At 35.4% G+C, this 15,849-nt stretch carries 13 protein-coding genes; 11 read left to right on the forward strand and 2 right to left on the reverse strand.

Translation table 11 applies throughout. From position 1 onward, the window contains the following. Window positions 1-52: 52 nt before the first annotated feature. Both mnmE and AC1WHX_RS01475 read right to left on the reverse strand, forming a co-directional pair. Window positions 53-1,459 (reverse strand): tRNA uridine-5-carboxymethylaminomethyl(34) synthesis GTPase MnmE, encoded by a 1,407-nt coding sequence (gene mnmE / locus AC1WHX_RS01470; RefSeq protein ID WP_195596358.1) that lies wholly within the window; start codon window positions 1,457-1,459, stop codon window positions 53-55. Window positions 1,460-1,472: 13 nt separating this feature from the next. Then, the gene (locus AC1WHX_RS01475) at window positions 1,473-2,348 is read right to left on the reverse strand and encodes a DNA/RNA non-specific endonuclease (protein ID WP_303117116.1); all 876 of its coding nucleotides are present in this window, start codon (window positions 2,346-2,348) and stop codon (window positions 1,473-1,475) included. A gap of 439 nt (window positions 2,349-2,787) precedes the next feature. On the opposite strand from AC1WHX_RS01475, the gene AC1WHX_RS01480 reads away from it, so the two are divergent. From AC1WHX_RS01480 to AC1WHX_RS01530, 11 genes are all read left to right on the forward strand, one after another. Then, window positions 2,788-4,314, forward strand: a complete 1,527-nt coding sequence (locus AC1WHX_RS01480; protein ID WP_303117112.1) for an oligosaccharide flippase family protein — start codon at window positions 2,788-2,790, stop codon at window positions 4,312-4,314. Further along, complete coding sequence (locus tag AC1WHX_RS01485; RefSeq protein ID WP_303117109.1) at window positions 4,311-6,344, forward strand: formylglycine-generating enzyme family protein; 2,034 nt, start codon at window positions 4,311-4,313, stop codon at window positions 6,342-6,344. Before AC1WHX_RS01480 ends, AC1WHX_RS01485 begins: the two co-directional genes overlap by 4 nt. Further along, window positions 6,341-7,603 (forward strand): polysaccharide pyruvyl transferase family protein, encoded by a 1,263-nt coding sequence (locus tag AC1WHX_RS01490; protein WP_303117107.1) that lies wholly within the window; start codon window positions 6,341-6,343, stop codon window positions 7,601-7,603. The genes AC1WHX_RS01485 and AC1WHX_RS01490 overlap by 4 nt, the downstream gene beginning before the upstream one ends. Then, the gene (locus AC1WHX_RS01495) at window positions 7,600-8,748 is read left to right on the forward strand and encodes a glycosyltransferase (RefSeq protein WP_302545338.1); all 1,149 of its coding nucleotides are present in this window, start codon (window positions 7,600-7,602) and stop codon (window positions 8,746-8,748) included. The genes AC1WHX_RS01490 and AC1WHX_RS01495 overlap by 4 nt, the downstream gene beginning before the upstream one ends. Window positions 8,749-8,818: 70 nt before the next feature. Continuing rightward, window positions 8,819-9,793 (forward strand): glycosyltransferase family 4 protein, encoded by a 975-nt coding sequence (locus AC1WHX_RS01500; protein WP_302545337.1) that lies wholly within the window; start codon window positions 8,819-8,821, stop codon window positions 9,791-9,793. Window positions 9,794-9,812: 19 nt separating this feature from the next. Then, window positions 9,813-10,877 carry a glycosyltransferase gene (locus AC1WHX_RS01505; protein ID WP_302545336.1) on the forward strand — a complete coding sequence of 355 codons (1,065 nt, stop codon included), beginning with the start codon at window positions 9,813-9,815 and terminating at the stop codon, window positions 10,875-10,877. Between the two features lie 12 nt (window positions 10,878-10,889). Then, window positions 10,890-11,387, forward strand: coding sequence for an acyltransferase (locus AC1WHX_RS01510; RefSeq protein ID WP_302545335.1), 498 nt, complete (start codon window positions 10,890-10,892; stop codon window positions 11,385-11,387). Between the two features lie 4 nt (window positions 11,388-11,391). Then, window positions 11,392-12,591 carry an O-antigen ligase family protein gene (locus AC1WHX_RS01515; RefSeq protein ID WP_302545334.1) on the forward strand — a complete coding sequence of 400 codons (1,200 nt, stop codon included), beginning with the start codon at window positions 11,392-11,394 and terminating at the stop codon, window positions 12,589-12,591. A 5-nt stretch (window positions 12,592-12,596) separates the two neighbouring features. Next, window positions 12,597-13,643, forward strand: coding sequence for an acyltransferase family protein (locus AC1WHX_RS01520; RefSeq protein WP_417040183.1), 1,047 nt, complete (start codon window positions 12,597-12,599; stop codon window positions 13,641-13,643). 16 nt (window positions 13,644-13,659) lie between these two features. Next, window positions 13,660-14,706 (forward strand): glycosyltransferase, encoded by a 1,047-nt coding sequence (locus tag AC1WHX_RS01525; RefSeq protein WP_303117102.1) that lies wholly within the window; start codon window positions 13,660-13,662, stop codon window positions 14,704-14,706. Window positions 14,707-14,708: 2 nt separating this feature from the next. Next, complete coding sequence (locus tag AC1WHX_RS01530) at window positions 14,709-15,848, forward strand: glycosyltransferase (RefSeq protein ID WP_302545287.1); 1,140 nt, start codon at window positions 14,709-14,711, stop codon at window positions 15,846-15,848. The last annotated feature ends 1 nt before the right edge of the window (window position 15,849 follow it).

The following is a 15,849-nucleotide window of genomic DNA, read 5'->3' on the forward strand; positions in this document are numbered from 1 at the left end:
TGAACGCCTTGATAATCGTTGATGATATATGCTAATCGTTGGTAATCACCACTTACTTGCCGATGCAAAATTTACTAAAAATATTTCCAAGTATTTCATCGGTAGAAATTTGTCCGGTTATTTCTCCAAGATAATGCATGCACTCTCGTATGTCTTGAGCCAAGAAATCTCCGGAAATACCCGAATGTAGTCCATCTAATACACGAGATATAGCTTCTTGAGCATGAAGTAAAGCTTCATAATGTCGGGCATTGGTAACTATTACATCATCTGTCCCCGTTTCCGGCAATGAAGCTACTGATACCAACTGGCTTTCCAAATCGTCTATTCCTTGATTTGTTTTGGCTGAAATGAATAGGATTGAATGTTTAAGAGGAATTAAAGATTCCACTAATTCTCTTTTTTCTTCACACTCTTGTCCGGTTAGTTTATCCGTTTTATTTAGCAAAACAAATAAAGTTTTTCCTTCACAATGCTGTATAATGCGCCCGGCAGAGCGTATAATATTTTCATTCATTCCGGTAGCATCAATCATCCACAATATTATAACAGCCTGATCAAGTTTTCTAAAAGTACGCTCTATTCCCATACTTTCTATTTTGTCTTGGGTATCCCTTATACCCGCCGTATCAATAAAGCGGAATGTGATACCCTGTAAAACAGTTGTGTCTTCAATGACATCCCGAGTCGTTCCATGTATGTCCGACACTAATGCCCGGTCTTCATGCAACAAACAATTAAGCAGGGTAGATTTTCCGGCATTCGTTTCTCCGATGATAGCTGTAGGTATTCCGTTCTTTATGGCATTACCTACCTTAAAAGAGTCTGCTAATTTACAGATTACCATTTTTATGTGTAATGCAAGATCTATCAGTTTTGAGCGGTCGGCAAATTCGACTTCCTCCTCGCTAAAATCAAGCTCCAATTCTATTAATGAAGCAAAATCGAGTAATTGAGTGCGAAGTTTTGCCAATTCATTACTAAAACCTCCCCGCATCTGATTCAATGCCAGGCGATGTGCAGATGCTGACGTTGAAGCGATAAGATCTGCTACCGCTTCGGCCTGAGAAAGATCCATTTTTCCGTTGACAAATGCCCGTTGTGTAAACTCTCCTGGAAGTGCAGAACGACATCCGTTTCGAATCAATAATGCAATAATTTGTTGTTGAATATAGAGTGAGCCATGGCAAGATATTTCGATCGTATCTTCTCCAGTAAAAGAATGCGGAGCAACAAATCGAGCTACCATAACCTCATCTATAATCATGCCTTTTTCATCTATAATGTTACCGTAACTCAGTGTATAAGGCTTTTGATCTGTCAACAGGCGCTCCTTTCTTACGGGCTTATATACACGTTCAGTTATCAAAACCGCATCTTTCCCGCTTATACGGATTACTGCGATTCCGCCTATTCCGGGTGCAGTCGATATTGCACATATAGTATCATTCGTTATCATAAGTTATCTTATTTTATAATTCCCAATCGAAGATATTGTTCTGCGATTCCAAACGGTTCTCAAGTTCATCAGGAAGTTCCGAAAAAAAATCCATTCCGGTAAGCGCTTCCACACTATCTATCGATACGACATATGCAGACAATGGCGCGTCTTCTTTTTCATTTTTAAATACAAATCCGATTCCTCTCGGAGTAGTTACATAAGGAGATACGATAACTTTAAAAAAGGCATGAGGTATTTTTACTTCATTTTGTCCGATCGTTGTATCCCGTTTATCGACCAATGGTCCGCACACTATTGCTATAGCACTGTCTTTTTTCACCCATTTTCGGATACTCTCCTCCAAGTCTTTCCATGCCCCTCGATTTAGTCCGGGATTTTGCGGACACATATTCGAGAAATAAAAAGATTCCTTCATTGCTGTTTCACTCCATGTCATGTCTGCAGCGGGAGCCATGTGTCCTCGATCAAAACCACTTCTACGATAGTCGGCATTTGTCGCGCTGACACCGTTTACATAGGGGTCTACTACAAATTTATCTGTTCTAGATACCGTTCCCCGTAATTCATCACGAGTCAATTCATAAGCTACCCAATTAGGCAGACGCCAATTTTTATTGTACGATACAGTATAACCTTCATGCTTAATAATTTGTTCTGCCCGATCTTCTAACGGAAGCGGCAGTTCCAAATTTTTATACCTAATATCCGGTTTCCGGTTCGCTTCACCTAATCGCTCAATTTTAGTAGAAAAAGTTGATAATGCAGACTTTATTTCTAAGCGGAAATAATAAGCAAACAGGAGTAAAATCGTGATCCAGAAAAATATCCAGAGAAACCTGACCGACCAGTTTATAGATTTTTTCTTTTTCCGTTTTTTTTTAGCCATTCAAAAAATCCATATTTAAAAATTATCAGGTACAAATGTACAAAAATTTGTCTTAGAGCCTGTCTGAGTTCTCCGATAAAGAAATTATCAAACCTGACCTGAGTAAAATTAAACAGGATTTAAGTCTGCTTTCATAGAAAAAATTATCATATTGTAGGGAGTGTAACTGATTGATAGATAGAATGTCTGTACAATATTTTCAGGATATCTACAAATAATTTTTGAAAAAGAGTGATTATTATTGATTTGCCAAAAAATATCCCGAATATCTGTTTTTTAGAAAATTTTGAATACCTTTGTATCTGAATATTAGATGTGTAATTTTAGATAGGTGTGGGGATAGGTAATTGTTGTAGTTCTAATTACTTTTCTTATTGCATTCTAAAATCTTCGTTAATGAATAGTAGGTGACATTATTCTGTAGCGTAGGAGTAATATTATGAGTGAAAAGAATTTAAAAATTGCTAAAAATACAATTTTTCTATATATCCGTATGGGTATATCGATGATCGTATCATTATATACTTCTCGAGTAGTATTAAATGCTCTTGGTGTAGAAGATTTTGGAATTTGGGGAGTTATAGGAGGCCTTGTCGCTATGTTCCTGTTTTTAAATAATGCACTCAGTTCATCGACCTCTCGTTTTTTAACTTTTTCTTTAGGGAAAGGGGATAAAAAAGAATTATCAGAAATTTTTAATGCATCATTAATAATCCATTTATTTGTAGCTGTCATTGTCATTTTTCTATGCGAAACCATAGGGGTTTGGTTTTTGAATCATAAAATGGTAATTCCAGAAAATAGGATGTTTGCAGCCCATGTAGTATTTCATTTTTCAGTAGTTATATCTGCTTTGTCTATTGTATTAGTTCCTTTCAACTCAATGATTATAGCACATGAAAGAATGAATATATTTGCATATCTTACAATTTCTGATACCTTATTTAAACTATTGATCGCATGGCTATTATTGACTTTTACGTCAAATCGGTTAATTTATTATGCCGTGATGATGTTTATAGTTTCTTTTATAAATGCGCTTTTTTATTTTATTTATTGTAGAAGGAGGTTTACTGAAATTAAATTTCAAATTATTAAGGATACAAGATTGTATAAATCTTTGACATCTTTCACTACGTGGAGTTTATTTGGCAATTTGGCTTATGTCGGGTACACTCAGGGATTAAATTTACTGTTAAATATTTTTTTCGGGCCTGTTGTAAATGCAGCCCGGGCCATATCATCTCAGGTAGAACAGACTATTAGGACTTTTACTTTGAATTTTCAGACGGCAATAAATCCGCAAATTATAAAATCTTATGCTCAGAGAGACTTTGAGGATATGCATAAATTAATATTTGCCAGTTCAAAGTATTCATTTTTTTTATTGTTGATATTGTCTATGCCTGTAATGCTGGAGACTGAGCAGATATTGATTATATGGCTAAAAAATGTACCAGAATATACACCATCATTTATTCGCATTATGTTGCTTATTATTATGATGGAAACAATGTCAAATTCTATAATGACTTCTGTAACAGCAACGGGTAATATTAAGGTTTATCATTCTGTGGTAGGAACAATTCTTCTTTTAATTGTCCCGATTTCTTATTTGGTACTGAAATTAGGAGGAACACCGCTTTCCGTGTTTTATGTTTATTTAATTATTGAGGTTTTGGCTTGCATGGCTCGAATTCTTATCGTTCGACCAATGATAAAACTTTCAATAAAGAAATACCTTAATAAGGTTGTTTATGTATCTACTCGTGTTGGTATATTAAGTTGCATATTACCTTTAGTATTATTGTTTTTGTTAGAAGGAAATGTGTATCGTTTTATTTTAGTTACATTATCTTCTTTATTAAGTAGCTTCGGGGCTATATATTATTGGGGATTAAGTATTGAAGAAAGACATTTTGTTAATATCAAAGTTAGAAATGTAGTGACAAAATTAAAGAAATGAATAGACTATTGTATCTTATATTATTTTTTATCTGCATAACGGAAAATATTTCTGCTATAGATTTTGTTAAGGTAGGCAGTCCTGATAATAAATATTTTAAACCTGGAATAGGTAAGGTTAGATACGAATATGAAATCTCTGTTTATGAAATTACCAATGCAGAATATTGTGATTTTTTAAATAATGTTGCTTCACAAGGAGACCCACATGGACTGTTTTCTCCAATTATGAGTGATCATTTTTTAGGAGGAATATTGAAAGTTTTTGAAAAAGGTAAATTTGTTTATAGAGTTAAATCCGGATATGAAAATAAACCGGTTGTGGGGGTTACTTGGAATAGTGCTGTTCGTTTTATTAATTGGTTGCATTACAATACAGTTAAAATAGAGTTTGGAGAACCTTTTTCAAGTTTTATTCCTCAAACAGAAGGCGATTCTGTACGGGGAGCATACAATACGAAAGATTTAAATGATCTCAAGAAAGCAATAATTTCATGTCGAACAAGAAATTCTGGCGCTCGTTATTGGTTGCCAAATCGGGATGAATGGATAAAAGCCTGTTTTTTTGATGGTAATGAATGGAATGAAGATTGGATTGCAAAAGGTACGAATTATTATGATCCGGACAAAGGGTGGTGTTATCCTTATCCACATATTAAAGAGGTCGGATTAGGAGTGGAAAAAAGTTTCTGGGGAACTTATGATCAGCAAGGTAATGTTGCAGAATGGCTTGAAAATGTAATGAAACCTACTTGGCGGTTGGTTTGTGGAGGAAGTCTTATTCGACCGGTTTCTTACACATTTATATTGTCGTATGAGGGAGATGCTCCTGATAAGTCTATTAACACCTTTGGTTTAAGAGTATGCAGGTCCGTTGATAAAAAATTAAGATCGATATCTCCGGATATTTCTAAAGGGACAATAGAAAATTCCCAATTAGAGGATACTAAGGAAGCTTATGATAAAAATTCCGGAGTGTATGTCTTATGTGATATTCCTGGAAACGTTGGAGATCGTTTGAATCAATGGAAAGGGCGTGTAAATTATGAATTTTATATAGGTAAATATGAATTGTCTAATGCTGAATATACTCGATTTCTTAATGCTGTAGCCCGTTATTCTGATCCTTATGGATTGTATAGTCCAAATATGGGGAATAGTGTATGTGGCGGTATTGATCGAACAATAGATAAGAATGATCACTTTTTTTATAAAACAAAAACAGGATGGGAAAAGAGGCCGGTTTGTTATATAGGTTTTTATGATTTAGCTCGTTATGCCAATTGGTTACATTATGGATGTCCGAATACAGGACGAGCAGAACTTGGCACGACAGAAGGAACTTCGTCTCAAGGGGCTTATGATACATCCGATTTCGAAAATGTCAGATTAGGACATAAACCTGCATATCAAAATTTTGGAAAACGAAATATAGGTGCTTTATATTGGATTCCAGATGAAAATGAGTGGTATAAGGCGGCATATTACGATCCTACACGTTTAGGAAACAGGCCATACTATGATTATCCTACTCGCAGTTGTAACCCTCCGAGGAAAGACGAAGCAAATTATATGATCGATAATGAACTTGTAGTTGGAGACCCTTTCTATGTTGCAGAGGTAGATGCTTATCCTAATGCCGCAAGTTATTTTAAAACACAACAACAAGGTGGAAATGTGTGGGAATGGCTTGATAGCTGGCAATACAATGTTGTGGGGGTTCGTGGTCTTAAAGGCGGATCATGGGGGTATACATTTTATGGACTGAATGCTTGTAATACCGATCCGGGAGGTCTGAATGATGAATCTTATGTTTTTGGTGGTCGACTATGTCGAGCTTTTGCATCTGATGGTTGGCATCCGGTAAAAACACCCTATTATGTCCTCCTATATGAATATTGCATGATGTTATCTCCTAAAAAATTATATGCAATTATATTACTGATAATTGGAGGGGGAGTAGGTATGGGAGGTATATTCTTGATAATAGGAAAATATATTGGAAAAAATAAAGCGAGAATACAAAAATGAAACAATTTTTAAAACGATATTATTCGTTTTTTAAACAATTTTATTTGTGGAAGCATTTAAGAAAAGTATGTTGTAAACATATTCAATGTTCAGATTCGACTTGCTCTCACAATCTAGTGATTATTCCTTGTGATCCAGAGACAGTAGGTGGTTCTCGGGGAGATGAGGCAATGATAATGGCTGTTATGCAATACTATAAAAAGGTGGATTCGTCTATTCGTATTTTTATAGTGGTGACAAATCAGGAAGGAATAAATTATGTTAAGAAAATTGGAGGGAAACCTATATCTACATGGGACGGAGCTTATCCATTGAAAAGAGTTTATAATTCGATATTAGAAACAAAACCTCGTGAAGTTGTTATATTGGGAGCAGACTGCATGGATGGTTATTATTCTCCATATTTAAGTTTGATGTTATTGGCCTTTTATGATTTGTTTAAGGCTTCAGGAATTACAACATATTTACTTGGATTTAGTTTTAATATGCATCCATCGGCATTAATGTTGACAGCTTTTCGTTCTGTAAATAAAAATTTGGTGTTTCGTTTGCGAGATGCTGTTTCTTTAGAGCGCTTTAAAAAGAAAACTTTTGCTTCGTGTGAATTGGTTGCTGATGCTGCATTTTTATTACAGCCTGATTATAATTTCCCTGAATTTTCAGAATTTCAGGAGATTGTTGAAAAACAACGGAGTATTGGGAAGCAAATAATAGGATTTAATTTTCATCCGATGCTGAAAAATAAACAGTCTCCATCTGAAATAATGAGTTATACATCTTCATTAGCAAAATATTTGGTTAAAATATTAGACAAACATCAAAATATATTTTTGTTGCTTATTCCTCATGATGACCGAAGTCGTCTATCCGATACTTTAGTATTAGATACCATTGATAAATATTTGTCCGAGAAAAGGTATAGTAGTCGTTATTACTATAGAAAAGATGTGTTTTCTGCATCCCAATTAAAAGCTCTATGTTCATTGTTAGATGGATTGATTAGTAGTCGTATGCATCTTGCAATTGCTGCTTTAGGACAGGAAAAACCTGTAATGGCTGCGACATATCAAGGAAAATTCGAAGGTTTATTTAAACATTTCGATTTAGATGAAAATTTATTGTTGTCTCCAGAACAATTTATTTCAGAACATTTTATTACTGTATTAGATATGTTCTTGTCGGATTTAGTAAATATTCATGAGAAAATAAAATTGAAATTACCGGATGTTCAAAGGTTATCTGAAAAAAATCTGTTATGAAAAAGAATATATTGATTGTTTCTGATCAGGCGACACATCCTGTAATTGGGGGGAATAGAATGTGTATAATGCAATATGCGGAAATATTGCGTAAACTGAATTTTTGTGTCTATTTCTTATATATTGAAAATGTGGGAACAAACGCTTTACAAGATTTAGAAAGTACAAAGTTATATTGGGGAGAAAATTTCTATTTGTATAAAACGTCTCGATTACAATATTATATTCAGCGTATATTAGCTCGTTTTAAACGGAACAAGAACGATTTGTATGTCGATATTTATTCCCCATGGGGAGCGGTTGGCTATATTAACAAATTGCATGCTAATATCGGTTTTCATGGTTTGATTGTCAATTACGTTTGGTTGTCAAAATTATTAAAATGTGATATTCCTGTGAAAGCTTTATATACGCATGATGTATTTTCGAATCGGAATGAACGGGTAAAAGGTGCTGAATGGTTGTCTTTTTCTGTTGCTCAGGAAGAAAAAGCATTAAGACGTTGTGAAAATATATTTTCCATACAAGATGAGGAATCTCTGTTTTTTTCTTATTTGTTTCCGGAAAGTAATATAGTGACAGTATATTCATCATTTCCTTATATTTATCAACCTGTGACGAAAAAGAAAAATATACTTTTCTTCTCAGGTTCTGGACGTTTAAATACCAATGCAATCATGTGGTTTATTGAAAGTGTATTCCCGTTAATGTTAGAGAAAGATAATTCCGTAAAGCTACTTATTGGTGGAAAAATCTGTCAAGTTCTGGAGAAATTCATATCTCATAAGAATATTGAATTAAAAGGCGTTTTTGATAACCCTTCAGATTTTTATGCATTGGGAGATGTTGTAATAAATCCAGTGAGTGAAGGATCAGGATTAAAGATAAAAACGATTGAGGCTGTTTCTCATGGTAAAGCGGTTGTGGTGGATAGACATAGTTTAAAAGGCGTTTATTCTCCGGAGAGTTTTCCTGTTTTTCCGGTTTCTTCTGCCGAGCAGTATGCCGATTGTATAATTTCGTTATTGGAAAATGAAATACAATTAGAAAGCATAAAAAGGTCTTGTTCATCTTATGTTCAATCATTAAATAAATATATAGAGAATCAATATTATAAACTATTTGGCGATGGTAAAGCATCATAAAAAACTCTTAATAATATCAATGCATTTGAGTGGGGGATGTTTTCAATATTCAAATGAGATAATATCGAGGATGCATATCGATAGAGATTTATATATCCCTGAAATTACATGTGAGAAACACTCATTAGTCGATTATAAAACATTGAAATTTTATGGATACAATAATGTACGGCGCTATTTGTCTTTATTTATTTTCTTGATAAAGATATTTTGGAGAGGAATAATTAGTAAATATAGTGCCTTATTGCTTTTCGGATATACGAGTTGGGATTATTATATCGCTCGAGTTTGGAAATTGACAGGAAAGAAACTCTATTTTGTTGTTCATGATGGAAAACTTCATGTCGGAGAAAATAATATGCGAAATCAAAAACGCCTATTATATATCATGAGACAATCCCATAACTTAATATTTTTGAGTGAATATGTACGGAATATGATTCGGCTTTCGTATGGTATTGATAAACCGTATCATATAGCGCCTCATGGATTGATCGATTATGGAATGGTTATGTCTGAAATCCATGAAAAACCTGTATTGTTGTTTTTGGGAAGAATTTCTCGTTACAAGGGAATCGATTTATTGATAGATTCTTTAAAATATATACCGGATGTTTATGAAAAATTGGTTATTGCTGGTAAATGGGAATATGCTGTGCCGGATATATCAAATCCGAAAATCGAAATTATAAATAAATGGCTTTCTGAAGTAGAAATTATTGATTTTATATCAAAGGCTGATATTATGCTGTTTCCTTACATAGAAGCTACACAATCAGGAGTTGCAACTTTGGCTATTAATTATTTAAAACCTGTTGTTGCTTTTAATGTAGGAGCCTTTAAAGAACAATTTGACAAGAATTCTGCTTTATTGATAGATACTATTGATGCTGAGTCTTTTGCAGATGGAATAACACAATTATGTATAGATAAAGATAGGCGTCTTTCGATGAAATCAGAAATGGAAAAATTAAAGAAGAAATATTCTTGGGATTGTATAGCATCTGATTTAGTGAAGTATATCTGTGATACAGTCAGTCGATAAGAAAAATCAAAAGTAAAATATGAAAAAAATAGTTTTTATTGACGGTAATCTGAATCCGGGTGGGGCGGAACGGATATTATGTACGTTGATACGAAATATAGACCGAGAAAAGTACGATGTTGAGGTTATAATAACGGGGCGTCCGGGAGATATGTTAGCATTGTTGCCCCAAGACGTGAAATGTACAGTGTTGAATATCCGAAGAAGTCGTTATGCCTTTTGGCATTTGGGTAAAATGCTGAAAAAAATAAAGCCCGATGCCGTATTTTCTGTCTCACTTAATTCGATGCAGGCGGCATGGCTTGCTCGGTTTATTTTTCGGCTACATTTCCGTATATCAGTGCGTTATTGTCTGATGCCTAAGCAGATGATTAGAGAAGGGTTTATGAAGCCGACCTCTTTAAGACATAGAATTGATTCTTTCTTTCTTCATCATGTCGATTGCGTTGTTGCCGAGCATCGGTATATGAAGGAAGAACTGAAGGAAATTTACCATTTGCCGGATGCCAAATTGACCTCGGTGTTGAACCCTTTGGATGAACCGTTGATCAAAAAACAATTAGAAGAAGCGGCCGATTTTTCGTTGCCCGGAGGTCAGATAAATGTCGTAACTGCCGGTCGCATAAACCGGGAAAAAGGTTTCGATTTTTTGGTGAAAGCATTTGGCGAGGTGGTAAAACATGATTCGAGATTTCATCTTTATATTGTCGGTAAGAATATCGGAGATAATCAAGCAGCTTTGGAGAGTGATGCAATAAAATTGGGCTGTTCGGGAAATATTCATTTTGAAGGATTTCAGGGAAATCCGTATAAATATTTCAAAGCGGCCGATTTGTATGTGTTGAGTTCTCGTTGGGAAGCTTCTCCGAATGTTGTGTTCGAGAACCTTTATTTGGGCAAGCGGATTGTGGCTACCGATTGCAGTCCGATATTGAAAGATGTATTGGGAAATAATGGGATATTGGTGCCGTGGGGAGATATTTATCAAATGGCTCATGCCATATTGAATTATAAACAATATAAAGAAGAATCGAAAAAATTCTATTCTTTGTCTGAGTTTTATAAAGTCATCATCGGAGAATAATAATTGTTTTTTATGAAACCGTGGGTCAATTATTTTAATATGATAATTTTCAGGTTATTGCCTGAGACATCCTGTTTTGCTTTAAAACGAAGTCTATTTCGTTTTGCCGGTGCAAAAATCGGAAAGAATGTCCGTATTTGTTCTTCTGTACATATAATGGGATGTGGAGAGTTGATAATCGGAGACGATGTGTGGATTGGTCATGAGGTTTTTATATCGACGACATCTCGTGTTGAGATCGGCAATTATGTAGATATCGCTCCGATGGTTTATATAGGTACTGGAACACATCGAATCGATGCCAAAGGCTTGCATTCGGCAGGAGAGGGCATATCCGAAAATATAAAAATTGAGGATGGGGCATGGTTATGCGCCCGTTCTACCTTATTGCCGGGAGTTGTTATCGGTAAGAATTCTGTTGTTGCAGCCGGAGCGGTTGTTGCCAAACCATTCCCGTTTTCTCGTGTATTGATAGGCGGTATTCCGGCGGCAGAAATAAAGAAAATTTAGTTATATGTCCCGAAAAGTAAATATATTAGGTACATTTATAGCATTTATTGCCGTAAATAATATTATAGCTTTTTCATTCAATTTGGGAGCACCCTATTATGTTATTATGGGTGGATCGTTGTTGTTTGCCTTGTTGCAGTCGCAAGTGCTTTCTTTTGATGTACCTATGTTATTACTTTATCTGGCTTGTGCTTTGAGTATTATTGGAAATCCTGTACCGGCATTTTTTCAGCCGTGGGGACGTCTTACCAGTTTTGTAATGATGACCATGTTGATTTCCCCATTTATAAAATCAGAATTTTTATACCGTTTTCGGGTAGTTACATTTAAGATGGTTCAATGGCTGTTGCAGCCGGTCGTTTTGGGATCATTGTTGGTCTATTTTTTAGGAATTTCGTTCGGTCGTCGTGATTTTGCTGGCATTACTACCCAGTCGATGTTGATAGCCCCTGTATCTGCAAATGTGATGATTACCGGTATCTATTTTTTGACAAGAGGGAAAAAACTAAAAAGAAATTATCGAATTTATTTTGTAGTGTTGGCTATTGCGTCATTTATAACTTTACTGTTGGCTGCTTCCCGGACGGCAATTATTGCGGTTGTTGTGTCATTATTATTTTATTTTTATGTGGTCAATAGGGCCAATTTTATCAAGTTCTTTAAATATATATTTCTTTTGGTGATTTTTCTATCTGCTACATATTCGTTTTGGAGTCCTTATTTAGAGAATGTGACCAGAAAAAACGAGGGATCCATGGCCGCTGGAGGAATAACCAGTTCGCGGGAAGAGCATTGGGATACCCGTTTATCGGAGTTTAAATCGAGTCCTTGCATCGGCATCGGTTTTGCATCGGTATCTATACAATCGAGAGATGGAGCGACTTTCGATCAAAATAGCGGTCAGGTAGAGACAGGCAGTTCTTGGTTAAGTGTACTTTCTATGACCGGAATTTTCGGTTTCAGTGCTTTTATGGGCCTTTTTGTCAGGGCTTTCGGGCAGTTGAAAAAAGTAGGACGAAATGATTTGTGTCATGCCTCATATCTCTCAGCACTTCTTATATTCTGGTGTTTCCACATGATGGCTGAAGGGTATATATTCGGAGCCGGAGGATTTCTGTTTTTTAGTGTTTGGCTATTGTTGGGTTGTATAGATGCGTTGGGGAGAAATAAGAATTTAATGATGGCTGGCAATAATATTATTTGAAAGGAATGGATTCGATGATAAGTTATATAAAGACAAGTGAATCGGCAGCAATTAAAGGCTTTCTTATCTTTTTAATTATATTGGGGCATAATATGATTTTTACACATTATGCAGAGCCAATTCAAGGTATGGGGTATCTGTATTGTTTCCATATACAGGCATTTTTTATATTGCCATTTTTATATGGCGCGAAGCCGTTGACTAAAAAACGTTTGGCAAATTATTTTATCCGATTATATTGGCCTTATTTATTGTTGACGACGATTTTGTCGGTTATCTATTCTAATTTCTATTTACAAAAGGAGTTCGACTTTTGGGGAATTTTAAGAATGTATATTACGGGAGATGTTGATTTAATAAAACAATATTGTGGAATCCAGATATTCTGGTTTATGCCGGCCATGTTTTCATTATCGGTCTTGAAAGATTGGTTTTATAATTCGAATAAAGTTGTTCAGGCTGTTTTACTCTTGTTTTCATGTATTGCCAATGTCTTTTTGTTTTTGGCTTCCGATTACGGGTATTATTATGAAATATCTGCCGATATCAGGTCTGTTATTCCTTTCGGTTTGTATTTGGGAATTTCTTATTTAGTATTTGGAGTGTTTGTCCGTTGGATTGTCGGGAAATTGAAAGAATTTGAGATAAAATGTTCTTCCTGTTTGATAATTGGTTTTATCGGATGTTCATTTTTATATTTTATAAACGAGCTTTCATTTCATGAACAGATGATTCATGTTGCCTTGTTGATTGTGATGCCGATAATTTTCATGCTTATTTTATGGTATAATGGTCGGCATATACAACACTTGCCTTTTATGGAAAAGGCTGGAGATAAGACTTTCCCGATGTATATTATTCATCCTTTTATCGGTTATATATTATATGCCTTTGTCGTTAAATATACCCATATTTCTTTGCTTTGGGCTATTGTTGCTCAAATTGTAATGTTTTGGGGAAGCTACTATTTATCAGTCGGACTATATAGAGTGGGTCGCATAAGGAAAATATTGTTACCTCGTTCATTCTCAGAGTTGAAATCTGTTTTTTAGGTAAATATTATTGATTATGAAAAAAGAATATGATATAATATATTTGACGAATACGCCGTCATTTTACAAAATCAACTTGTGTAATGAGATCGCAGGGTGCGCATCAGTATTGTTGGTTTTTTACGGTTATGGAAGTGAAGCCGTCAACAAAATGTTGAAATCGGAAGATTCTTATAGATTCGATTATGTATTTCTCTTTGAGGGAGATGCTTCGAAACGAAACCGATTGAAAGTATTTGGCCGATTATGTCGATTGATGTCGTATATAAGGTATAAGAAGATTTTATATTCGGGTTGGTTGGCTCCGGAATATAATTTACTCTCGTTTTTTACTCCTAAAAAAAAGAATTGCCTCATTTGCGAATCCTCTGTTTTAGAATCTGATTTTTCGGGAGGAAAAGGCTGGTTAAAAAAACAGATTATTGGTCGTATGGCAGTGGCCTTACCTTCGGGTGAGTTACAAAAAATGATTTTTGAAGAAATCGGTTATACAGGGAAAATTGTTATGACCGGAGGAGTCGGTATTTTTAATAAAATAGAGAAGTCTGAATTACAAGGAGAGGATAGAAAGAATAAAAAGTATCTGTATGTAGGTAGGCTTATTTCGTGTAAAAATCTGAATTTTTTAATAGATGAGTTTAATAAAAACGGGAGATGGTTGACTATTGTCGGAAAAGGAGAGTTGGAACAACAATTGAAAGCGAAAGCAAAAGAAAATATCCATTTCGTCGGATTTGTAGAAAACGAAAAATTAGGCACGGTTTATCAAGATCATGATGTCTTTATCCTTCCTTCTCGTTCGGAAGTTTGGGGATTGGTTGTGGAAGAGGCTATTTATTGGGGATTGCCTGTCGTTGTAAGCGATCGAGTAGGGGCTTATCGGGATATGGTCGAAAAACCAAAGACCGGATTGGTGTTCGAGTTGGATAATCAGGATTCTTTTAACAATGCATTGAAAGAAATCGAAAATAATTACTCGTTTTATAAAAAAAATGCGGATAGGTTCGACTTTGATAAACGGGATGAATGTCAGGTTAATGCCTATCTACAATTAATAAAATAGATATGAGAATATTACATACGATATCGGGATTGAATATCAGTAGCGGTGGGCCTACGTCTTGTACTTATAATCTTATTAAAGGTCTTCGGGATGAGGGAATAGAAGCAGATATTCTTACATTGATGCCTCGGGACGATTCGGATAAGATCATTGCAGATGATTCATTTATCAAGGCTTTGCCTAATGATGCCCGCACACCGTTGGTTTATTCGTCCAATTTCAGACGTTATTTGAGTTCTCATATTGGATACGATTTGTATCATGCGAATGGATTATGGACATGTCCGACGCATTTTACAGCAGAAATAGCAAAAAAACAGAATAAACCCTGTGTGATAGCTCCCCATGGAATGCTGTATCCGCAGGCTTTGCAAGTTTCTGCATGGAAAAAGAAAATCGTATCGACAGTATTTCAGCGTAAAGATCTGGAAACGGCATCATGCTTGCAGGCTACTTGTATGGCAGAGCTGGAACATATTCGGGCATTCGGGCTAAATAACCCTGTTGCGGTTATTCCCAATGGTTTGGTAATAGATGATTCGTTAGAAATACGTAAAACTTCGAATTCGGTCCGTCGTTTCGCTTTCGTCGGACGGTTAAACCGAATCAAGAATGTAGATCTCCTATTGTCCGCATGGAGCAAATTAGGAGACAAGACACGTAATTGCGAATTGTTGATTATCGGTGATGGAGATGCTGCTTATAGAAAAGAATTGGAAGAGTTTGCAACTGCAAATAAACTGAATAATGTTCGTTTCTTGGGGTTTATTACGGGGAAAGATTTGCAAAACCTGATTCATTCTATCGATTTCCAGATATTACCGAGCAAATCCGAAAATTTTGGAATGGTAGTTCCTGAAGCCCTAATTCAAGGAGTCCCGGTAATAGCCTCTAAAGGTACTCCGTGGAGTGACTTGGAAACATTCGATTGCGGCTGGTGGGTTGATAATGACATCGATACGTTAATTAGTACCTTGTTGATTGCGATTAATTTGTCTGAGCAAGATCGTTTAGGAATGGGAGAACGAGGTCGGACATTAGTATTGAGACATTATTCTATAAAATCGGTTTCATTGAGAATGAGACAATTGTATGAATGGTTAGAGAAGGACATTAAAATGCCGGAATTTGTGCATGTATAAT

This window comes from Coprobacter sp. (assembly GCF_982436375.1).